Annotated in this window: 26 protein-coding genes and 1 riboswitch; of the genes, 8 read left to right on the top strand and 18 right to left on the bottom strand. The window is 34.6% G+C overall.

Features of this window, described 5'->3' with window-relative positions; genetic code table 11:
• Nucleotides 1–34 precede the first annotated feature (34 nt).
• The 3 genes from nfsA to AC3WTA_RS15720 form a co-directional block, all read right to left on the bottom strand.
• Nucleotides 35–769 (bottom strand): oxygen-insensitive NADPH nitroreductase, encoded by a 735-nt coding sequence (nfsA, locus tag AC3WTA_RS15730; protein ID WP_001004535.1) that lies wholly within the window; start codon nucleotides 767–769, stop codon nucleotides 35–37.
• A 252-nt stretch (nucleotides 770–1,021) separates the two neighbouring features.
• Nucleotides 1,022–1,339, bottom strand: coding sequence for a magnetosome magnetite crystal formation protein family (locus tag AC3WTA_RS15725; RefSeq protein WP_000678041.1), 318 nt, complete (start codon nucleotides 1,337–1,339; stop codon nucleotides 1,022–1,024).
• Nucleotides 1,340–1,487: 148 nt separating this feature from the next.
• The gene (locus tag AC3WTA_RS15720; RefSeq protein ID WP_078183439.1) at nucleotides 1,488–2,066 is read right to left on the bottom strand and encodes a YdcF family protein; all 579 of its coding nucleotides are present in this window, start codon (nucleotides 2,064–2,066) and stop codon (nucleotides 1,488–1,490) included.
• Between the two features lie 160 nt (nucleotides 2,067–2,226).
• Here AC3WTA_RS15720 and AC3WTA_RS15715 point away from each other — a divergent pair, with 160 nt between their 5' ends.
• Nucleotides 2,227–2,892: a DUF421 domain-containing protein gene (locus tag AC3WTA_RS15715; protein ID WP_000923940.1), complete on the top strand. Its 666-nt coding sequence runs from the start codon at nucleotides 2,227–2,229 to the stop codon at nucleotides 2,890–2,892.
• 36 nt (nucleotides 2,893–2,928) lie between these two features.
• Here AC3WTA_RS15715 and AC3WTA_RS15710 read toward each other — a convergent pair whose 3' ends face one another.
• Both AC3WTA_RS15710 and AC3WTA_RS15705 read right to left on the bottom strand, forming a co-directional pair.
• Entirely contained in the window at nucleotides 2,929–4,284 is a 1,356-nt protein-coding gene (locus AC3WTA_RS15710; RefSeq protein ID WP_033659193.1) for an MATE family efflux transporter, read from the bottom strand.
• A 129-nt stretch (nucleotides 4,285–4,413) separates the two neighbouring features.
• Nucleotides 4,414–5,259, bottom strand: coding sequence for a MerR family transcriptional regulator (locus tag AC3WTA_RS15705; RefSeq protein WP_078183440.1), 846 nt, complete (start codon nucleotides 5,257–5,259; stop codon nucleotides 4,414–4,416).
• A 268-nt stretch (nucleotides 5,260–5,527) separates the two neighbouring features.
• On the opposite strand from AC3WTA_RS15705, the gene AC3WTA_RS15700 reads away from it, so the two are divergent.
• Nucleotides 5,528–6,691 carry a cation:proton antiporter gene (locus tag AC3WTA_RS15700; protein ID WP_078183441.1) on the top strand — a complete coding sequence of 388 codons (1,164 nt, stop codon included), beginning with the start codon at nucleotides 5,528–5,530 and terminating at the stop codon, nucleotides 6,689–6,691.
• Between the two features lie 63 nt (nucleotides 6,692–6,754).
• Here the strand turns inward: AC3WTA_RS15700 and AC3WTA_RS15695 are convergent, their stop codons facing one another.
• The 8 genes from AC3WTA_RS15695 to AC3WTA_RS15660 all read right to left on the bottom strand — a co-directional run bounded on the left by AC3WTA_RS15695 (nucleotide 6,755) and on the right by AC3WTA_RS15660 (nucleotide 13,309).
• Nucleotides 6,755–7,033, bottom strand: coding sequence for a DUF3986 family protein (locus AC3WTA_RS15695; RefSeq protein ID WP_078183442.1), 279 nt, complete (start codon nucleotides 7,031–7,033; stop codon nucleotides 6,755–6,757).
• Nucleotides 7,034–7,113: 80 nt separating this feature from the next.
• Nucleotides 7,114–8,463 carry an aspartate aminotransferase family protein gene (locus AC3WTA_RS15690; protein ID WP_000850951.1) on the bottom strand — a complete coding sequence of 450 codons (1,350 nt, stop codon included), beginning with the start codon at nucleotides 8,461–8,463 and terminating at the stop codon, nucleotides 7,114–7,116.
• 180 nt (nucleotides 8,464–8,643) lie between these two features.
• Nucleotides 8,644–10,194 carry a solute symporter family protein gene (locus tag AC3WTA_RS15685; RefSeq protein WP_001027731.1) on the bottom strand — a complete coding sequence of 517 codons (1,551 nt, stop codon included), beginning with the start codon at nucleotides 10,192–10,194 and terminating at the stop codon, nucleotides 8,644–8,646.
• 2 nt (nucleotides 10,195–10,196) lie between these two features.
• Nucleotides 10,197–10,538, bottom strand: coding sequence for a DUF485 domain-containing protein (locus AC3WTA_RS15680; protein WP_062822009.1), 342 nt, complete (start codon nucleotides 10,536–10,538; stop codon nucleotides 10,197–10,199).
• A 246-nt stretch (nucleotides 10,539–10,784) separates the two neighbouring features.
• A complete protein-coding gene (locus AC3WTA_RS15675; RefSeq protein ID WP_000832139.1) occupies nucleotides 10,785–11,414 on the bottom strand; it encodes a sterol desaturase family protein in 630 nt (209 codons plus the stop codon).
• Nucleotides 11,415–11,496: 82 nt separating this feature from the next.
• Complete coding sequence (locus tag AC3WTA_RS15670) at nucleotides 11,497–11,790, bottom strand: hypothetical protein (RefSeq protein WP_000286360.1); 294 nt, start codon at nucleotides 11,788–11,790, stop codon at nucleotides 11,497–11,499.
• Between the two features lie 19 nt (nucleotides 11,791–11,809).
• Nucleotides 11,810–12,442: a LysE family transporter gene (locus AC3WTA_RS15665; RefSeq protein ID WP_000466561.1), complete on the bottom strand. Its 633-nt coding sequence runs from the start codon at nucleotides 12,440–12,442 to the stop codon at nucleotides 11,810–11,812.
• 138 nt (nucleotides 12,443–12,580) lie between these two features.
• Nucleotides 12,581–13,309 carry a YqcI/YcgG family protein gene (locus AC3WTA_RS15660; protein ID WP_098655745.1) on the bottom strand — a complete coding sequence of 243 codons (729 nt, stop codon included), beginning with the start codon at nucleotides 13,307–13,309 and terminating at the stop codon, nucleotides 12,581–12,583.
• Nucleotides 13,310–13,571: 262 nt separating this feature from the next.
• Between AC3WTA_RS15660 and cspB the strand changes: the two genes are divergently transcribed.
• Nucleotides 13,572–13,769, top strand: a complete 198-nt coding sequence (gene cspB / locus AC3WTA_RS15655; RefSeq protein WP_001161731.1) for a cold shock-like protein CspB — start codon at nucleotides 13,572–13,574, stop codon at nucleotides 13,767–13,769.
• 119 nt (nucleotides 13,770–13,888) lie between these two features.
• Nucleotides 13,889–14,137: a DUF2564 family protein gene (locus AC3WTA_RS15650; RefSeq protein WP_000534395.1), complete on the top strand. Its 249-nt coding sequence runs from the start codon at nucleotides 13,889–13,891 to the stop codon at nucleotides 14,135–14,137.
• A 33-nt stretch (nucleotides 14,138–14,170) separates the two neighbouring features.
• Here AC3WTA_RS15650 and AC3WTA_RS15645 read toward each other — a convergent pair whose 3' ends face one another.
• From AC3WTA_RS15645 to AC3WTA_RS15635, 3 genes are all read right to left on the bottom strand, one after another.
• Nucleotides 14,171–14,347, bottom strand: a complete 177-nt coding sequence (locus tag AC3WTA_RS15645) for a zinc-finger domain-containing protein (RefSeq protein ID WP_000358801.1) — start codon at nucleotides 14,345–14,347, stop codon at nucleotides 14,171–14,173.
• 12 nt (nucleotides 14,348–14,359) lie between these two features.
• On the bottom strand, nucleotides 14,360–15,019 hold the full coding sequence (locus AC3WTA_RS15640) for a ribonuclease H family protein (protein ID WP_000875563.1): 660 nt from the start codon (nucleotides 15,017–15,019) through the stop codon (nucleotides 14,360–14,362).
• A 148-nt stretch (nucleotides 15,020–15,167) separates the two neighbouring features.
• The gene (locus tag AC3WTA_RS15635; protein ID WP_001026468.1) at nucleotides 15,168–15,656 is read right to left on the bottom strand and encodes a QueT transporter family protein; all 489 of its coding nucleotides are present in this window, start codon (nucleotides 15,654–15,656) and stop codon (nucleotides 15,168–15,170) included.
• 6 nt (nucleotides 15,657–15,662) lie between these two features.
• A riboswitch (PreQ1 riboswitch) is annotated at nucleotides 15,663–15,707 on the bottom strand.
• Between the two features lie 132 nt (nucleotides 15,708–15,839).
• On the opposite strand from AC3WTA_RS15635, the gene AC3WTA_RS15630 reads away from it, so the two are divergent.
• From AC3WTA_RS15630 to AC3WTA_RS15620, 3 genes are all read left to right on the top strand, one after another.
• Nucleotides 15,840–16,712: an aldose 1-epimerase family protein gene (locus AC3WTA_RS15630; RefSeq protein WP_000127425.1), complete on the top strand. Its 873-nt coding sequence runs from the start codon at nucleotides 15,840–15,842 to the stop codon at nucleotides 16,710–16,712.
• A 70-nt stretch (nucleotides 16,713–16,782) separates the two neighbouring features.
• Nucleotides 16,783–17,169, top strand: coding sequence for a reverse transcriptase-like protein (locus tag AC3WTA_RS15625; RefSeq protein ID WP_000573873.1), 387 nt, complete (start codon nucleotides 16,783–16,785; stop codon nucleotides 17,167–17,169).
• A 13-nt stretch (nucleotides 17,170–17,182) separates the two neighbouring features.
• Nucleotides 17,183–18,088, top strand: coding sequence for a DMT family transporter (locus AC3WTA_RS15620; protein WP_000711154.1), 906 nt, complete (start codon nucleotides 17,183–17,185; stop codon nucleotides 18,086–18,088).
• A 2-nt stretch (nucleotides 18,089–18,090) separates the two neighbouring features.
• On the opposite strand, the gene AC3WTA_RS15615 is transcribed toward AC3WTA_RS15620, so the two are convergent.
• The gene (locus AC3WTA_RS15615; RefSeq protein ID WP_001195212.1) at nucleotides 18,091–18,351 is read right to left on the bottom strand and encodes a DUF6123 family protein; all 261 of its coding nucleotides are present in this window, start codon (nucleotides 18,349–18,351) and stop codon (nucleotides 18,091–18,093) included.
• 182 nt (nucleotides 18,352–18,533) lie between these two features.
• On the opposite strand from AC3WTA_RS15615, the gene AC3WTA_RS15610 reads away from it, so the two are divergent.
• The gene (locus AC3WTA_RS15610; RefSeq protein WP_078183444.1) at nucleotides 18,534–19,094 is read left to right on the top strand and encodes a cysteine hydrolase family protein; all 561 of its coding nucleotides are present in this window, start codon (nucleotides 18,534–18,536) and stop codon (nucleotides 19,092–19,094) included.
• Nucleotides 19,095–19,128: 34 nt separating this feature from the next.
• Here the strand turns inward: AC3WTA_RS15610 and AC3WTA_RS15605 are convergent, their stop codons facing one another.
• Nucleotides 19,129–19,989 carry a GNAT family N-acetyltransferase gene (locus AC3WTA_RS15605; RefSeq protein WP_282914278.1) on the bottom strand — a complete coding sequence of 287 codons (861 nt, stop codon included), beginning with the start codon at nucleotides 19,987–19,989 and terminating at the stop codon, nucleotides 19,129–19,131.
• Nucleotides 19,990–20,090: the final 101 nt, after the last annotated feature.

The following is a 20,090-nucleotide window of genomic DNA, read 5'->3' as shown; positions in this document are numbered from 1 at the left end:
AAGGCAAACCTGCATCACAGGTCTGCCTTTTTACTCATTTCTTATTAAATCCTTTTTCACTTAAAAACTCTTTCATATGCATTCTTTTTTCTTTAGACATAAACGAACTCATTGATTCCGTCCATGTTACGTTTTTCTTATTTGATGATCTTTCTTTATAATACGCGTTCATCGTTTCATCATATTCATTTAATAATTCATCATATTTCTTTTCATCATATCCATTTTCATGAAGGATTGCTGCTACTGGTAAACGTGGTTTCACTCCGTGATCTTCATCTGGTACGCCGACTGTCATTCCGAATACAGGATATACTTTATCAGGTAAATGAAGCAGTTCACTCACTTCTCTCGGATTATTACGAATACCACCAATATAACAAATACCGTATCCTAACGATTCTGCTGCTAACGCTAAATTTTGCGCAAAGAGTGAAGCATCTACCGTCGCTACGATAAAGTCTTCTACTCCTTCATGCTTTATCTCTGTACCATGTTTTTCACATGCCATTTCAAGTCGTTTTAAATCTGCACAACAAACAAAGAATGCTGCGCAATCTTTTACATGACGATTTCCGGATAACTCTGCTAGTTTCGCCTTTAAATCTTGATCTGTTACATATATAACAGAATAAGCCTGTACAAAATGCGAGGAAGCGGCATGCTGCGCAGCTTGCACCATTCTTTCTACTACATCTTTCGGAATGGACTCTTCTTTATATTTACGAACTGAAACGTGTTGCTCCATTTTATGTATCATTTCATTCATGAAAATCACTCCTTTTTTCTCTTCATAATGAAAAATTAACACATCTTTTTCAATATTCACAACTTATAAGCACAAAAAGAGCAATTCTTTTTTGAATTGCTCTTTTTTAAAACGTCTATTAATACGGTAAATGAAATTATATCGACGATTATTTCAATATATCAACGATTTTTCGAATACACCAAATATGCAAAAGGATATCGACTTACCGACAAATAACGACAAATTTACACCAACTTATTTCTTATCTTATTACGCCGTTTTCAAAACTTTAATACCTTTTACGATATTCCAAATGAAGTAATAAATCCCTACAAGAATGAATACTGCATAAGTGATCATCATTCCAATTCCAGCACCGTCAGATTGATTGAATCCTAAACCGTATATGCCTGATATCGCTAATCCTCCAAATAAAATTGCGTACGGGAAAATATGTGACCAAAATGCTTTTTTCGCATGGTATTTCACTTCATCCTCCGCAACGAAGTACACGATAATTGGCAATAAAAATGGTGCGAAAAAGATACTAAAGTAACATAGTGAAGATAATATATTATTTCCTTTCATCCGATTCACCTCTAAATAGTTTTTGTTATCTTCATTATGTCAGGAATCCATTCTAGAAACTATCGCTTTACCTTTCATGAACATGACATATTTGTAAGATTTCCCTCAAAAAAAATCCCGCCTGAACTTCCAGACGGGATTTTTTTCACTATATTCGATTCATAAACCAATATTGCGTAATGGCTAAATACTCACGTATATTCGATGGAATGACAATTCTCTTCGGTGTTTCGGCCGGAAGACCTTCTAATTGTAAACCTTGTTTTGCTGCTATTTTTTTCGCTCTAAACATATGGAAATCGTTTGTTACGATCATTCCTTTTTTCATATTGTCTGGAATTAACGGTTTTGAGAATTTAATATTCTCATCTGTACTCGTTGACTTGTCTTCCATTATAATGCGGTCTTCTGCAATTTTCAGTTTCATTAATTCATTTTTCATTGCTAATGCTTCTGAAATATCTTCACCTTTCCCTTGTCCTCCAGACACAATAGCAATTGTTTTCTCATGTGATTGTAAATATTCAGCTGCTTCCTCAATACGATATTGTAATGAGTAAGATGGTTTCGTCCCGTTTACTTTCGATCCTAATACAATTATATAATCAGCATCGTCAATTGCTTTCATATGCCCATGCTTATAAATGTTATATTGTAAAAATCCCACATAAACGGCGCAAACCATTATAATTCCTATCATATACTTAATTATTTTCTTCTTTTTCATATCCATATACTCCTATGTTCTTTACTTCTTTCATGATAATATCCATTTATTTGTTTGTATACAGACAAATTCCAATTCACCCTAATTTATCCTCCGGAAAGTAATATTTATATTTCTTTCGGGAACAGTAAGTACAACTTTGCACGAAGGAGTGTCCCTATTGCTTCTCTTTTTATGTAACGTATCGTTCTTTTTCATCTTATTTTTACTATCACTTAAGATGCTCGGTAAATCAGCTTTAGCACAACTAACTCCTCATGATTTTGGTGCTATTATCTTTTTATCTTATTTAGCTTTTCAGGCCATACCAGTCTCTGGTGCTTTGCAAGCCTTTCTCGGTATGGTTGTTATTACATGTTTGCATTTACTTCTTACAAAATTAAGCTTACTAAACAAACTAAATCGTTTCATTCTCGGACATCCTATCATTTTAATTAAACATGGTGACATTATTTTTGAGAACTTACAAAAAAGTAGATATCCAATTGCTGAACTACTTTCTAACCTTCGCGTCGCAGGATATCCAAGTGTTCACGAAATTGAATACGCTATTTTAGAAGCGAATGGAGCTATTAGTATTTTACCAAAGCGTGAGCTTGTACCATTAACTCCAAAAGATTTGAACATAGATGTTACGTATGCCGGATTACCAATTGCCCTTATCGTTGATTCGCAAATTCAATACGATAACTTAAAGTTAATTCATAAGGACGAAAAATGGTTATATAAAGAATTAAAAGAAAAGGGCATCACTAATATTAAAAGCGTTGCTTTCGCGTCTGTTCAAGAAACAGATGGATCATTTGCGATTAGTTTAAAAGCATAAAAAAATCCCCTTACTTGCTTAAGGGGATTTTCTTCATTATATCGCTTCTTTCTCTCCCGCCATATTTAATGGAACAGGATGTTTCATACGATTCATCGTAAATACGATAATCGCTGTCAATACTTCAGCTACTGGCATAACGAGCCAAATTCCATTTATCCCAAATAATTTTGGCATAATCCATAATAATGGAATAATAAATAGTAACCCTCGGCTCATTATAATCAGCACTGATTTTGTCGTTTGTCGCACGGATTGGAAGTACTCTCCATACACAATGTTATAGCCTAAAAATACATATTGGATAAAGAACAAGCTAATACCCGTTAATGTTAACTCCAACAACTCTGGAGATTGGACATCAAATAGACCAATAATATATTTCCCGAAGAATAATCCGACAATTATTGCAATACCACCGAGTACTACCGCAATTTTTACAGCGAACTTTAACCCTTCACGCAATCTCTCTGATAAATTTGCACCATAGTGAAAACTAGCGATTGGTTGTAATGCTGCTCCAACACCGAAGAATAGTAGTAATGTCATCGCATGAATACTATTCACCATCGCATAAGAAGCGACTCCAACTTCTCCTGCATATTGAACGAATGCGATATTAAAACCAATCGTTACAATCGCTACGGTACTTTCTGCTGTAAAGCTCGGGAAACCTATAATCATAATTTGTTTAACTGTATCCCACTCAAAATGGAATTTCGTCCATTTTAAAATACTACTTTTCCTAAAGAAATGAGATAATAATACAAGGAAACCAATCGCTGCCGAAAGAATAGTCGCTGAAGCAGCACCTGTTACGCCCCATCCAAAGATAAAAATAAAGATGTAGTCAAACACTATATTTAATACAGCCGTTACAACTAGACCTGCCATCGCTAAATTAGGATTTCCATCATTTCGTATAAATGTACTTAAAATATTTTCTAACACGTATATCATTCCAAACGTTAATAATACGTGTAAATAATCTAACGCATACGGTAAAATCACTTCGTTTGCACCGAATAAGTATGCTAAATCTTCTATTCTCCATAAACAAATCGCAGCTAACACACCTACGATCATTACTGCTACCGTCATGGATTGCGTAAAAATAGACCTTGCTCTTTCTACTTTATTTTCACCTAGTGCAATGGAATATAACGTTGCCCCGCCCATTCCAATCCATAATGAAATAGAGAAGAAAATTGAAAACGCTGGAATAGCCACGTTTACTCCTGCTAATCCGTTCGCTCCAACTCCCCTACTAATCATAACCGCATCAATCACAATATTAACTGACATTAACACCATTCCAAGAACGGCTGGTATTAAATAAGAAATAAATAAACTTTTTATCGGTTTTTCTCTTAACTTTTCTGTTGTTTCCATCATATAAATGCTCCTTTTTCAATGCTCTGTTCACAGTTTAAACCTTCAAGTTACTTGAAGGTCAATAGAGAATTAAAAAATAGGTAACTGAATTATTGTGTTTCATGCCAATTTGTAATGATACGAGTCCTACATCTTATTGCTTTGTTTTTTCATTATAGGAATTTGAATTTCTGTTACTTGTTCCTCTGGATTGTCTGTTACAGACCAATCAATTAATGCAATCTCAATCGCATCTCCACTTACTTCGTACCCTTCTTGATCAATATATTTCATTAACTTCTTATATGTTTCATCCGTTTCTTCATATGGTCCATGATGATATACACAGGCAAACATGCCTTCTTTAATTTCATCTGAACTATGTATTTGAAAAGGCATGTAATCCAAAAGAATAAAAACACTGCTATATGCTTGAAACTCATTTTGCATTAATCCTTTTTTTGCCACCGTTACACCGATATCTCCAGAAAATAAGCTATCATCCATTTGTCTCATATTTTTTTGCAATGAATGAATATAGTACTCAAACATATCATCCGTCGTATTCGGGGCAACCGCAATGGCTGTAATTTTTCGCTGCGGGATCTCTTTAATTACCATTTGTTCAGCTTTTGCTTTTGTTGCTTCCTTAATTAAATGAATTCTATGCTCCATTTTCGCCAAAGCGTACTCAATTTCTCTTTGTTTTTTCAACATCATTTCTTGTTGTTTTTCCAGTAAATTGAGTGCGTATGCTGGATTTCTTTCATCAATATATTTCTTAATTTCCTTTAATGAAATATTTAATTGGCGTAAAAATTTAATCGTATCTAATAGTGAAAATTGATCGATTGTGTAATAGCGATAATTTGTTTGCGGGTCCACAATGGACGGATGAAAAATCCCCTTTTCATCATAGTAGCGTAAAGTAGATTCCGCTATATTATGCATTTTTGCCATTTCTCCAATTGTAAAACGTTTATTTAATAACATATACCCTTCTCCAATTCATAAAAAATGTAGCCTTATTTCTTCTTATTATATAGTGATTCCCTCCATACCTAAATCGAATCCTATCATGAAAATCTGCTATTTTTTCATTGATTTTTCATACATTTTATTATATATTAATTACAGGTTCAAATCACAAGTTCAAAAGAACTTGTAATCAGACCTTTTGTTTAATGGGTTTTACATATTTTCATTAGGCAAATTCCGAGAAATCGTATGATAAAAATAAAAATGATGAGGAGAGGATCCGATGGAATTCGAATTTTTCTTTCAAATTGCACTTATTTTATTAAGTACAAAGCTTGCTGGTGATCTTAGTGTTAGATTAGGTCAACCTTCTGTACTAGGTAAATTAATTGTCGGTATCGTTATCGGTCCAGCTATATTAGGTTGGATTGAAAATTCAGAGCTTCTAACACAATTAAGTAATGTCGGTGTTATTCTTTTAATGTTTATGGCAGGACTTGAAACAGACTTAGAGGAATTAAATGCAAATCGTAATTCTTCTTTAGCTGTTGCACTTGGAGGTATCATTCTACCATTCGTAGGTGGTTACGTTTCTGGTCTTGTTATGGGAATGGAACAAGGAAATGCTGTATTTTTAGGATTACTTTTATGTGCGACAAGTGTTAGTATTTCCGTACAAACACTTCGCGATTTAGGAAAGATGAAAACACGTGAAAGTACAACAATGCTTGGCGCTGCTGTATTTGATGACATTCTTGTTGTTATTTTATTAGCATTTGCAATGAGCTTCTTAGGTACAGACGATGTTAACTTAACAATGGTTATCTTGAAGAAAGTTGTATTCTTCGCTTCTATTATTTTGATCGGATGGAAAGGTGTTCCTGCGATTATGCGCTGGTTATCACCACTGCGCGTATCTGAGTCTATCGTGAGCGCGGCTCTTATCATCTGTTTCTCATTCGCATATTTCGGCGAACTATTAGGAATTGCTGGTATTATCGGTGCTTTCGCAGCTGGTATCGCTATTTCTCAAACGAACTACAAACATGAAGTAGAAAAGAAAGTAGAACCAATCGCTTACGCTATGTTCGTTCCAGTGTTCTTCGTAAGTATTGGTATGAATATTACATTTGACGGTATTGGTAATCAAATTTGGTTCATCCTAGCATTAACAGTAATCGCTGTATTAACGAAACTAATTGGTTGTGGATTCGGTGCACGAATGACTGGATTTGATGCTAAGTCTTCTGCCATTATCGGTGCTGGAATGGTTTCTCGTGGTGAAGTTGCACTTATCATCGCAGGAACAGGACTTTCTTCAGGTCTACTAGCACAAGATTACTTTACAGCTATCGTTATTGTCGTTATTTTAACTACAATGATTACACCACCAATGTTAAAATACACTTTTGGTGCAAAAGATAAAGCAATGAAAGCAAGTAAATAAGTTTCATATAATAAAAGGAGATTACTATCTTATAAGATAGTAATCTCCTTTTTCATTGTATCTTTAAACAATCTCGTTCTTTTTTAACCATTTTTCAAAAATAATTCGCCCTTCTTCATCATCAATATCATTACGAAATGAATACACCATAATGCCGTAATCATCTATATATTCACCTAGCTTCATTTTCTCCACTTTCTTGTAAAAATCGTCTACCTCATAGTGCGGAATATAAGCATCCCAAACTGGCTCATTTATTCTTTTGTACGCCGTCACCTCTAAATCATGTCCATCTTCATAATATCCGATGTGATAATGTTGACTAGGATCATATTTCTTCATAATAATTCCCCTCCCTTTGAAAATTTATCATATTTCACATAATAAACAAAAGCGAGCCGTAATACGGCTCGCTTCGTTCATTAAATGCGTTCCATCGCTGTCTTCAACGTTCCAACAACAAAGGCAATTTCTTCACCTGAGATAACAAGCGGTGGTGCTAACGTTAAGACGTTATTATATCCTGCTGTTGTCATGCCGTTTCGTCCTATAATTAACCCTTTTTCTTTACAAGCATTTACAACACTTGCAATTTTGTCGTTATCAATTGGCTCTTTCGTCTCTTTATCATTTACTAGTTCGATTCCAACTAGTAGACCTTTCCCTCTAATATTCCCAACAAGTGGATGCTCTCCAATTTCTTCTTTTAATTGCTCTAATAAAAGCGAGCCCATTTGTGCAGATCGCTCAATTAAATTTTCATTTTCCATAATCTCCAAGTTTTTAAGCGCTAATGCACAAGCCGCAGGATTTCCACCAAATGTATTAATATGACGGAAGAATTCATATTCTCCCTTCCCTTTAAATGCTTCATATATTTCTTTTTTCACAGCTGTCGCTGATAACGGTAAATATGCACTCGTAATCCCTTTTGCCATCGTAATAATATCCGGCTGAACGTCATAATTCATAAATCCAAATGCTTTTCCTGTACGTCCGAAACCACAAATCACTTCATCGCTAATGAGCAAGGCACCGTGTTTTTGACACGTTTCATGAACAGCTTTCATATATTCTTGTGGCGGCATTAAAATGCCTCCCCCCGTAATAATTGGTTCCATAATAAAAGCTGCAATCGTTTCACTTAATTCCCATGTCATAACGCGATCTACTTCTTTTACACATTCTACATCATAAATGTTCTCTCTTTCTATTTCAGGCATACGATAACAATCTGGCGGCGTTACATGTAAAAATCCTGAAGCAAATGGCTCATATTGATATCTACGCTGTGCTTGTCCCGTCGCTGCCATCGTTGCCATTGTATTTCCATGATATCCGCGGTAACGTGACATAAATTTATAACGATGCGGTTCACCTTTTTGAGCATAGTATTGCCTTGCTATTTTAAAAGCCGTTTCGTTCGCTTCCGAGCCACTATTAGAGAAGAAAATAACATACTCTCCTCCAAGCCACTCATTTAATTTTTCTGCAAGCTTTATAGCTGGTTCATGCGATTGTGACATTGGAAAGTATGATAATGTTTGTAATTGCTTATATGCCGCCTCTGCGAGCTCTTTTCTGCCATATCCACTATTCACACACCAAAGACCACTCATACCATCTAAATATCTTTTCCCTTCTATATCTTCAACCCAGCACCCTTCTGCTTTTGCCCCTACCATTGTACTATTTGGACTAAAGGGACGCATTCCGTGCCAAACATATTGCTCATCTTTTGCTAATAATTCATCAGTCTGTTTCGTTTTCATCATTTCTTCCACCTTCCATAACAACTTATTTTTCACAAAAGCTGCGCTGGTGCCATGATGATTTAATTTTCTCCCTGCTTATTTTCATTCCACAAAATTAAGACAAAATCCTACTTACAATACAGTAATATTTACAAGAAAAAAAGAGCTTTTCTTATATATCGAAAAGCCCTTCTCTTTTTAATGTGACGATGCATCACTAACACCATGACCTGTATTAGATTTCACAAGAATCTCATCAAATTTCGCAGCATCTTCTTTCTTACTAGATAACACGGTTCCTAAATATGCTGCAAGGAATCCAAGCGGAATTGAAATAATTCCAGGTGTCGTATATGGGAATATCGATTCCCCAACAAATATAGCTTTTCCAGCTACAGGGTTCCAAACATTTGGACTTAACGCTACAAGAACAATTGCTGATACAAGACCAACAACCATACCCGAAATGGCACCTGTTGTATTGAAGCGCTTCCAATATATTGTGAATAATATAACTGGTAGATTTGCACTCGCTGCAACTGCAAATGCTAATGAAACTAAAAATGCTACGTTCAATGTTTGAGCAAATAACGCTAGTATAATGGATAATACCGCTACTCCAATAGACGCATAGCGAGCCATTGACACTTGCTCTTTTTCCGTTGATTTCCCCTTGCGAATAATTTCATTATAAAAATCATGTGCGAATGCTGATGCTGCTGTTAATACAAGTCCTGCCACTACCGCTAAAATAGTTGCAAAGGCAATTGCTGATACGAAAGCAAATAAGAAATCTCCACCTAACGCTTTAGCTAATAAAGGTGCTGCCATATTACCAGCAGGGTTTGCTTTCATAATTGCCTCATTTCCTACAAACGCCGCTGCTCCAAACCCTAAGAAAATCGTCATAATATAAAATGCGCCAATTAACCACGTAGCGTATACAACAGATTGACGTGCTGTTTTTGCATCACGTACTGTAAAAAAACGAACAAGAATATGTGGCAATCCAGCTGTACCAAGAACTAGTCCTAAATTTAAAGACAGTGTATCAAGACCATCCTTATACTTTACTCCTGGATTTAAAAACGAATCTTTTAACGGAGTAGCAGTTTTCATTTGCGCGAACATTTCAGTCACACTAAAATTAAATTTGGAGAAAACAATAACAGAAATAATAAATGTACCAGCCATAAGTAATACGGCCTTAACAATTTGTACCCAGCTCGTCGCAGTCATGCCGCCAAAAATAACGTACACTGTCATTAATGTACCAACGATTAAAACGGATGTCGTATATTCGATCCCTAATAATAATTTAATAAGTGCACCAGCCCCAACTAATTGTGCAATCATATAAAAAATCGAAATCGTCATCGTATTAAGCGCTGCAACGCCGCGAACTTTTTTCGCATCAAAACGTGCCGCAATCATATCCGCTAACGTGTACTTCCCTAAATTTCTAAGCGGTTCTGCAACAAGGTATAGAACAACTAAATAAGCAACTAAAAAGCCGATACTATAAAAGAATCCATCAAACCCAGTTAATGCAATTGCTCCTGCTATACCAAGAAATGATGCAGCAGACATGTAATCTCCCGCAATGGCCAGACCATTTTGCCAACCAGTTAATCCCCCTCCAGCTGTATAAAACTCACTCGCATTTTTCGTTTTCTTCGACGCAAAATAAGTTATGACGAGTGTACCAAGAACGATGATTAAAAATAGTGCAAAAGCGGTTATATTCAAAGTCAGCCCCTCCCTTTTTGCATATCTTGTAGAATTTTTTGCGAGATTTTATCGAAGGATTCTGCTTTTTTGCTATAAATCATACATAATGACCACGTCATGATAAATTGCGCAAATGCAAACACCCATGCCCACGTAACATCCCCAAATGCTGGTGTATTGAGTACCTTTGAATACGATGTTAAAATAGGTAATGCAATAAAAAAGCTTAAAAAGAAAATACTCATCGGAACGATAAACTTCTTTTTCGTATTTAATAGCAATTGAAATTCTTCTGACTGAACAACCTCTGTATAATTCACTTCATTTTGTAACTTACGTGCTGACGTATCATCTCTTTTCATTCCCATTCCCCTCTCTTACTGAAAATACAATTCCCCCTTGTATACCTAAAGACTAAATTTTATAAATATTCAGAAACTTATTTCCATTTTAGACAATCCATACATTCCTGCAAAGATTTTTCGATAGACATTTTTCGGCAATTTCCCCTAAATTTTTAATATACTTTTTCAACATAAAAATTACGTACTTCAATCTCATACCAGTTAAGATTTGATGCCCATTAAAACAGAATAAAAAAGTAGTGCTTATCGCACTACTTCTGTCTTTTTCTCTTTTTCTAAATTACGAGCTGTTTCGCTTAATTCAACGTCTTTCCCATCTTTAAGCGTTCCAAATATGAAATCGAATACTGGATTTGAAACACCAAACCAAAACTTTTCATTTTTATAATGGTGTAATATGTGCTGTTTTTTTAGCCATCTTCCAAACTTAGTGAACGGACGAATCGGCTTATGTGCAATATAATGTTTCCATTCATAAACGAGAAGCATGATAATCATTCCAATTCCAAATGAAAGTGTAATAGTAGCACTTTTTGTTATACCATATGCTATAAGTAAATATAGAGTAAAGCTAGGTATACTAAACCATACAGGCAAAAACAATAGTTTTAAATCATCTGGATATACATGATGATCATAATGTAATCTTCTTAACATTTTTAATAAAAATACGTTTTTAGGTGGCTTTAAATGGAATAAAAACCGATGTGTCATATATTCGTTAAGCGTATAAAAAACAATCCCAAACAAACACGCGAACATACCGATCCATGTAAAAAATTGCATTTTTAAAATAATGATGAAAATAAATAAAATACTATACATAATAACGATATCATGTTGTAAAAAGAACTCTTTCCCCACTCTCTTCATCTTCCTTCCCCCTTTTCCAAAAAAACAGCCGCAACATATCGTTACGACTATTTCTTTTATTTTTTATTTTATTCTATTCACTTTACAAATTTGCCTGCTGCTCTATTGTCGAGAAAAAATTGTTCGATCCAAATATATTTTGCTTTGGAATAATATGTTCCACCGCAAACACTGTTACTTCTCCTCTTTGTACCTCTCCAATAATGAGCCCAAATATTTCATGATTTAGCGCAAACGTTGGTTGCTTTGTTTGTAGTAATCTTGCTGCATTATGAAATACCGCTTCATATAGTGGATTCCTATCAGTAATTTCTTTTCGGATTTTTGGTGCTAACGTAATAATAATTTCTTTTCCGTCAATAGTGGTTCGATACATAAAAATCTCCCCTTCAATCTTATGTGAACAACTGTAAAGCTTTGTATGCAAAATGGATAGAATATCCTACTAAAATAATACCGGCTCCGGCTGTTATATAGCCAAGTGCTTTTTGCTTTAATAAAGTTCTGCCAAAATGGACAGAAAAAGCAATATTTAAATTCCATAATATAATGCCAACGATAATACAGAGACTGTACAAAAAGGCTTCTTGTTTCGTTACCTTCGTAAGCAATGAGCTAAGTGTACTTCCGTATATCCCAAACCAAAAAACAAGATTTAATGGATTGGATATCGCAATTAAAAAACCTGCCATAAACGATTGTTTAAGGCCACCTACCTCTTCCTTTTTATATTCCATATTCGTGTGGGAAATTCCTTGTTTTACACTTTGAAATCCTAAATAAAATAATAAGAAAAACCCTGTGCAATACATAAAAGCTTGTACATATGTATACATAAACACAGAAGATAAACCGAAATAGATGAGAAGCATAAACAAAATATCTGCAGTCATCCCACCAATTCCAACAACCCACGCATGCCAAAAACCTCGTTCAATTCCTCGTTTTAACATTTCAATATTAATCGGACCTACTGGTGCAGCTAATGAAATACCTAATACAATTTGTTGTATAATCGCTCCAAACATCGCTCTATCCTTTCTACTTCCTTTACTATTAAGTAATGATGTAATGATTAAAAATAGACTAGCTTTCATCAAAATATTTACTACTAAAATACCCTTTTTTATCCAAAATATGCAAAAGAGCCATCTGGATGATGGCTCTTACTTTTCTAACTTATGAAGAAAAGGACATTTTCCTTTTATCGGCTCTACATCGTCTCCTATGAAGTATTGTTTCCATTCGCGATGATCTGGATCACCATAATGACTAATGTTAGGGTGTTTCGGCAGCTGATCCCACTTTTCAACTCGATCTCGGACCGTTTGTCTTGAATATGCTCCTTTAGGGCGATCCCCTTCTAATCCATCAAAGATGGTACGCGGTTGAAATCCAATAACGAGAGAATTTCCTAAATGCCTAGTTTTTCGTTGTTTATAAGCTGGCGCATTTCCAAATGCGAATATCGGTTCACCACCAAATGAAAATTCCCATAAGTAATGGTCTGTGTCTTCAGGAATTTGCTTCGGCCATGTTTGGTCATCGTTTTCATGTAAATATTCTAGTACTTTCCAAAAGTAATCACGATAATATTCCAGTGGTTGTTCCTCACATTCCGGTTCCACAAAAAGAAAGAATCCTCTTCTTACAATTGGGCGCTCTTTCATTAACTCTAAAAAAGATAACATTGTATGTGGCAAATGACTCCAATCATTATGAGAGAGAAATGAATAACGAAGTTCATTCTTTTTTAAAGCTGTTAAGCCGAAATAACATGGGAAAGTTGGTTCTAGCACGACACTCGAAAAATTTTGAAATTCTTTTGTAACCCAATTTGGTATGTCAGTTCTCGTTCTCATTCCTTCATTATCTAATAAATAAGACTCATTCATTCTTTCACCTCATTATGTATAGCATTCAATTAAGAATATTACATACTCGGCCTGTCCTATACCTATTTAAAAATTCGGCCGGAAAATTATTTAAAAATACAAAAAAATAAAATCGCTTACTTGACTAATTTCTACCAATTCGTGTATATTTAAATTAATCATTTAGCAGAATATTCAAGATTATAGCATTTTTAGTTTATATTATCTTTCAAATGAATTTCACTAAATGAAAAAAGCAAATGTTTTTAGGAGGAATTGTAACATGCAAGGAAAAGTAAAATGGTTTAACAACGAAAAAGGTTTTGGATTTATCGAAATGGAAGGCGCTGACGATGTATTCGTACATTTCTCTGCTATTCAAGGTGACGGCTACAAAGCTTTAGAAGAAGGTCAAGAAGTATCTTTCGATATTACTGAAGGAAACCGTGGACCTCAAGCTGCTAACGTAGTAAAACTTTAATCCAACATATAACAGGAGGTTACCTTACTTGGTAACCTCCTTTGTTATTCCTTTGTATATTTCCGTTTTACAGAGCAAAAACTATGTGAAATGCGCAATATACAAAGGAGGAAGTAATAATGGGATCAGAAGTAAATGATTTTGAAGAAGTGAAATTCCGTGTAGAAACAGCACAAAAAATGGTAGGGTCAGCGACAATTTCAATGGATCCAGATACATTAGAGCATGCGACTACTGCTGTAGAAGCCGCTCGCTCTCAGCTTGAAATTATGAAATCTGTTGCGACAGATTTAGATGAGCCATTTTTAATGAATGAGGAAAAGAAATTAAGTAAATGCGAGCATCAACTAAACGAAGCAAGACACTAAAAAACATCCAGAGAATTTTCTCTGGATGTTTTTTCATGATAACTGTTCTCCATACTTTTTCAATGTTTCTCCAACTGTACATTGTCGTATACAAAATGAATGAGCGTAATACTTACTATTTGTCTTTCGATTATGTTCTCGCAAGAAACACCCTTCACAATACGTTTCTAATAAGTCATTTACCTCTGTAATGAGTTGCTTTTTATCCACCTTTGCACCTCTCTATTCGGTTATTTCTTTATGACTATCAATGACTGTTCCTTCTAATGCTTGCGTAGCTAATTGATGCGCTTCTTTATTTTGTTTTCTAGATATCGGCTCACATACAAGTTTTAATTTCATTTGCTTCGCTTTTTGTTCAATTTGATCTAAGTAATGATTTAAATGCTCATCATAACAAGGCCATTCTCCAGCCAATTGCTGCAGTACAACTTGAGAATCGCCGCGAAGTGTAACTGCTTCATACTTAATTCCGAATTCCTCGAGTATATTCATGCCATGTAGTAATGATGCATATTCCGCTTCATTATTATCATATATACCTTCTATATATGCATTACGGCGAATTCGGTATTTTGTATTTCCTTTTTTATAGTATACACATATACCTACTCCAGCTTCTTTCGTCTGTACATCATAACCGCCATCAAAATAAACGAGTATTTCTTGGGGCTCTTCCTCCACTTGTTTACTCAACTTTTTCATTTCCTTTAATGACCATTCTGCATCCATTTCATCATAAAATGATAGTTCTTTCACTCTTCCTGTTTTCTCGAAATCCTCTGCAAATTGCAATACATCTTCTATGTTCATATAATCTGTCGTTAATTCCGTCTGCAATCCGGTCTTTGTTTTATACAACCAATGAATTTTATATTTCATACTAGATTCCCCTTATATAAGACTTCTTATATGTAGTCAGCTAATGAAAGCCTCACTTTATTTTATTATATTGTATCAAGAGTCACAGCATTATATTCAATATGATTACATACAAAAAGAGCTATCCCTATAGGAATAGCTCTTTCATCTATTGCATAAATCTTTCAAATTGTACTCGTTTATTAATCCAGTACATTACAGGCATACCAATTGCCATGACAACAAATTCACCGATTGCACATGTTAACCAAGTCAACATAAATGGTAAATCAAATGCAAGATGAAGCTCAATTGCAATCATAAACATTGTAATTGTAAAAATAACTGTATTAAAAATCATACGAGCCCAAACACCTTTAATAAATCGCATAGAAATAATCGTTGCAACTAATGCAAGAATAGATTGCCCCACTCCAAATACTAAATCGTAAGCGATCATTGGTGAGAAAAAGAGATTTGTTAAAAATACACCTAATACAATTCCGTAAATTGCTTTCTTATTAAATACAACAAGATGATTAAACATCTCTGAAATACGAAACTGTACATTCGTAAAGCCAAATGGCTGAATAAGCATAGAAACAGCAATATATAATGCCGCTAAAATACCATTACCGACTAATGTTCTAATATTCATGACAAAATCTCCTTAGTTTTTTTACGTGGGATGGTTTCGAACCACGTTATTCGTTTTTTAAGCAACAAGATTATATTGTACGCAATACACACTCTTTCGTCAATAGATTCCTATCATTAACTACCTTTTTTCTTTTGGACAACGTATAATAAAACATATGAAAGATTTAGGAGGTTTCACTTCATGACAGCAACAATTCAAAATGAAAAAGTAATCGTTTCCATTTCTGACAAAGGTGCAGAATTACAAAGCGTTCGCTTAAAAGAAGATAACACTGAATACTTATGGCAAGGCGATTCTACTTATTGGGGGCGCCGCTCACCAATTCTATTCCCAATTGTCGGCCGATTAGTAGATAATACATACTACGTAGATGGTAAACCATATTCTTTAACACAGCACGGCTTTGCTCGTGATCTTACATTCTCTGTAAAAGAACAAAGTGAAACGAAAATCACTTATATTGTAACTAGTAATGAAGAAACATTAAAAAAATACCCATACGAATTCGAATTACTCGTTTCTTATGAGCTAGACGGACAAATCGTTCATGTAACATATGAAGTAAATAACCCTACTTCAAAAGAGATGTTCTTCTCAATCGGAGCACATCCTGGTTTCAACTTCCCCTTATTAGAGGGCGAATCATTTACAGATTATCATTTATCATTTAATGGTTCTGAACGCTTAGAAACAAGCGTATTAGAAGGACCTTACCTTTCAAGTAAAAAGCAATTAATCGCTGAAAATACGAATGAATTACCACTTACATACGATTTATTCAAAAATGATGCGCTTATTTTTGAAAATATGAATACGGATGAAATCTCTATTCGTTCTCATAAACATAATAAATTTGTAAAAGTAGAATTTGATGGCTTCCCATTTGTTGGCGTATGGACACCAGGCGAGAACGCACCTTTCTTATGTATTGAACCTTGGTACGGGATTGCTGATGAAGTAAATCCAGCAAAAGATTTCAAGGAAAAAAAAGGAATTCAATCTTTACAAGCGAATGAAACATTTACATGTCGTTATAGTATTACAATCGGCTAAGTTACTCTATTCCCTACTTCAAAGAAACATATAAGTAGGGGATCATCTTATAATTTGGAGGTTTCTCATTTTGATTGAAGTATATATTGATGGTGCATCAAAAGGAAATCCTGGTCCTTCTGGTGCTGGAGTGTTTATTAAAGGGGTGCAACCAGCTGTACAATTATCATTGCCCCTTGGGACAATGTCCAATCATGAAGCAGAATACCACGCTTTACTTGCGGCATTAAAATATTGCACGGAGCATAATTATAACATTGTCTCTTTTCGTACAGATTCGCAACTTGTCGAGCGAGCTGTCGAAAAAGAATACGCAAAAAACAAAATGTTTGCACCACTATTAGAGGAAGCATTACAGTACATAAAAAGTTTCGATCTCTTTTTTATTAAGTGGATTCCAAGTAGTCAAAATAAAGTTGCTGATGAATTAGCTAGAAAAGCTATCTTACAAAATTAACGGGGGTATGAGTGTGAAAAAAGATTGGATTGCTCCTCTTGCGTTATTATTTGTCTCTTTTATTTGGGGAGCTACGTTTGTTGTCGTTCAAAATGCTATGTCTTTCGTTGGTCCATTTACTTTTAATGGTATTCGCTTTTTATTCGCTGGAATTATTTTATTATTCGTTCAAATGATTTTCTCAAAAAAAGCTTCAAAACAAGATATAAAACAGAGTAGTCTCGCTGGATTAATCGTTGGATTCTTTTTATGCGTTGGCTATGTATTACAAACATTCGGCTTACTTTATACAACTTCTTCAAAAGCTGGTTTCTTAACAGGTCTTAGTATCGTTATGGTACCAATTTTGTCTTTTATCTTTTTAAAACAAAAAGCTACCATTTTTATCGTAATGGGCATTGCTGTAGCAACAGCAGGTTTATACTTATTAACGGCTGGTGATTCTTTTCAATTAAACATTGGAGATATACTCGTTCTCGGTTGTGCAGTTGCTTTCGCTGCCCATATTCTTGTTAACGGCTTCTTCTCTAAGAAAATATCACCTTTATTGTTAAGCACGTCGCAAGTATTAGCTGTCGGTATGTTTTCTTCTATTTGCGCTTTTTTGTTTGAAGATTGGGAAAAATTATTTTCAGTGGCACTATGGACGAATTCTTCCTTTTTATTCGCTCTATTTCTAACTTCCCTATTTGCGACATCCATTGCTTTTTTTATTCAAACATCAGCACAAAAACATACGTCTCCAACGAGAGTAGCAATCATTTTCGCAATGGAGCCCGTTTTTGCTGCCTTAACAGGCGTTCTCGTTGCAAACGAACAACTTTCTGTCTCTGCTATTATCGGATGCCTATGTATTTTCCTAGGCATGGTTTTTGTTGAATTACCTTCCAAAACAAAAAAAGAAGCGCAGGCTGCATGAAGTTACGCTTGTAACTTCCGCATAAAAGCCTTAGCGCTTTTTTTATCTGTAATTTCTTCTTCTTTCAATCGTTCTAATAACGCAACAAAATAACTTCCATCAAACTGTAATTGATGTTTAATTGTCGCTTCTATTGCCGCGTTCACAATTCCATCAGATGCACCAGTATATCCTTGTCCGAACATAATAAATCCTTGTGCTTCCTCTGATAATTTAAATCCTTTCGTATGTAAGAATGAAAGATAATCTTCTACTGTTTGCATGTTATTCCCACCTACTCAAAAATTCTCCATCTCCTATCATACATGTTTTTACACGCTATGAGAATGAAATTTCTTTGACAACTTTGTAAATCTATCGTCTACTGCATAGACAATAGAGGATTTCCTTGCAATATGAATGAATATGTATAGTGGAACTTATTTCATATTAAAGGGGAGACACGATGAAACAAGCACTATTAATTATCGATGCGCAGCAAGAATTAATGGATGGAAATGAACAAGAAAAAGAAGTTTTTCGTAAAACCGAGTTACTATCTACACTAAATACAGCCGTACAGAAAGCGATAGATGCAAATGCCCTTATTATTTTCGTAAGAGATATCGATGTTGCTTCTGGTAGCGGAGAAGGATTTGAAGTACATAATGAAATTAAAGTACCTCAGTCTGCAATCCTTATTAATAAAGCAGCTACAAACTCATTCTATGGCACTTCTCTACTTGAACTTTTAAAAGAAGAAAAAATTAATCATATCGTTATCGGTGGATGTAAAACAGAACATTGCATCGACACCGCAGTTAGAACAGCTACTGTACAAGGATTTGATGTTACATTAATTAAAAACGGTCATTCCACAACTGATTCTAACGTATTATCTGCAGAGCAAATTATTGGTCATCATAATAAAACTCTACATGGACATTATAACGTTGATCATTTTTCAATGGTTAGAGATGTCGAGGAAGACCTTTTTCAACCAACTCACGACCAATATCGTGATTAATAAAAAAGAATCCTTCATTCAGAAGGATTCTTTTTTATCCAAAAATTTGCGCTGCAATACTATACAGATCATTACTCCTTTTTAATAATTCATCGCTATTTTTCATCATAATTGGTGGTGTATTAACCTTTTGAAAACCAGTAATCTCTAATTCTTTCATGAAACCTCTCTTTCCTTCTGGTACATCAATTCTTAATTTACCATGATGCTGCCTTGCTAAATCATGTACAATCCTCATTGCCATCGCATCATTTTTCGCGACGACTGATCCTATTATTTTATTTTCTGATGTTTGTATACTTAAACCGTAACCTAATACATTTTGTTTGTTATCCTTTACAACGATGCACTGTTCACTTTGTATAATTCTTTTCGTTAAAAATGCTTTTCTATTTGTTCCAAACGCATTTTCATCTAATTTTATTATTTCTTCTAAATCACACTCTTCATACTTCATCATATAATCTTCATTTCCTACACAATAATCATTCACATTGTACGAGTTACATATGTATTTAGAAACATAGCTTACTGCCCTAAATCCTAGTTTTTCATATAACGGCTTTCCTTCATCCGTAGCAATAAGCATAATTGAGGTTTGAGCCGATACGCTCTTAATACATGCATTCGTTATCACCTTTCCAATCCCACTTCTCTTATAATTCGGATGTACAATGACCATTCCGATAGACGCTAATTTCTCCCCATATAATATAATTGCCGCGCTAGCAATAAGTTCCTTTCTCTTATTCCACACACCGTATATAATACCTGAATCAAAAATAGTCTCAATTTCTTCTTTATTATAATCCCACCCAATATAAGAAGATAATGCTACAATATCGCCTATTTGTTCTTCCCTAAGACGCTCCACCTTAATTTCCAATTCAAGCATACTTCATCCCCTTATCTAGACATTTAAATCATTATTATCAAATCAACTTGTACATGTTTCACTTTATCTGTCACACACATATCCTATTTTGACCAAGACTA

It is taken from the genome of Bacillus sp. EB106-07-01-XG149, from assembly GCF_058791555.1.
This window is presented reverse-complemented; position numbering and strand designations above follow the sequence as displayed.

Coding starts and splice junctions, on each gene's coding strand:
- nfsA (WP_001004535.1), bottom strand. CDS start 769: ATGAATGAAATGATACATAAAATGGAGCAACACGTTTCAGTTCGTAAA.
- AC3WTA_RS15725 (WP_000678041.1), bottom strand. CDS start 1,339: ATGAAAGGAAATAATATATTATCTTCACTATGTTACTTTAGTATCTTT.
- AC3WTA_RS15720 (WP_078183439.1), bottom strand. CDS start 2,066: ATGAAAAAGAAGAAAATAATTAAGTATATGATAGGAATTATAATGGTT.
- AC3WTA_RS15710 (WP_033659193.1), bottom strand. CDS start 4,284: ATGGAAACAACAGAAAAGTTAAGAGAAAAACCGATAAAAAGTTTATTT.
- AC3WTA_RS15705 (WP_078183440.1), bottom strand. CDS start 5,259: ATGTTATTAAATAAACGTTTTACAATTGGAGAAATGGCAAAAATGCAT.
- AC3WTA_RS15700 (WP_078183441.1), top strand. CDS start 5,528: ATGGAATTCGAATTTTTCTTTCAAATTGCACTTATTTTATTAAGTACA.
- AC3WTA_RS15695 (WP_078183442.1), bottom strand. CDS start 7,033: ATGAAGAAATATGATCCTAGTCAACATTATCACATCGGATATTATGAA.
- AC3WTA_RS15690 (WP_000850951.1), bottom strand. CDS start 8,463: ATGAAAACGAAACAGACTGATGAATTATTAGCAAAAGATGAGCAATAT.
- AC3WTA_RS15680 (WP_062822009.1), bottom strand. CDS start 10,538: ATGAAAAGAGATGATACGTCAGCACGTAAGTTACAAAATGAAGTGAAT.
- AC3WTA_RS15675 (WP_000832139.1), bottom strand. CDS start 11,414: ATGAAGAGAGTGGGGAAAGAGTTCTTTTTACAACATGATATCGTTATT.
- AC3WTA_RS15670 (WP_000286360.1), bottom strand. CDS start 11,790: ATGTATCGAACCACTATTGACGGAAAAGAAATTATTATTACGTTAGCA.
- AC3WTA_RS15665 (WP_000466561.1), bottom strand. CDS start 12,442: ATGTTTGGAGCGATTATACAACAAATTGTATTAGGTATTTCATTAGCT.
- AC3WTA_RS15660 (WP_098655745.1), bottom strand. CDS start 13,309: ATGAATGAGTCTTATTTATTAGATAATGAAGGAATGAGAACGAGAACT.
- cspB (WP_001161731.1), top strand. CDS start 13,572: ATGCAAGGAAAAGTAAAATGGTTTAACAACGAAAAAGGTTTTGGATTT.
- AC3WTA_RS15650 (WP_000534395.1), top strand. CDS start 13,889: ATGGGATCAGAAGTAAATGATTTTGAAGAAGTGAAATTCCGTGTAGAA.
- AC3WTA_RS15640 (WP_000875563.1), bottom strand. CDS start 15,019: ATGAAATATAAAATTCATTGGTTGTATAAAACAAAGACCGGATTGCAG.
- AC3WTA_RS15635 (WP_001026468.1), bottom strand. CDS start 15,656: ATGAATATTAGAACATTAGTCGGTAATGGTATTTTAGCGGCATTATAT.
- AC3WTA_RS15630 (WP_000127425.1), top strand. CDS start 15,840: ATGACAGCAACAATTCAAAATGAAAAAGTAATCGTTTCCATTTCTGAC.
- AC3WTA_RS15615 (WP_001195212.1), bottom strand. CDS start 18,351: ATGCAAACAGTAGAAGATTATCTTTCATTCTTACATACGAAAGGATTT.
- AC3WTA_RS15610 (WP_078183444.1), top strand. CDS start 18,534: ATGAAACAAGCACTATTAATTATCGATGCGCAGCAAGAATTAATGGAT.
- AC3WTA_RS15605 (WP_282914278.1), bottom strand. CDS start 19,989: ATGCTTGAATTGGAAATTAAGGTGGAGCGTCTTAGGGAAGAACAAATA.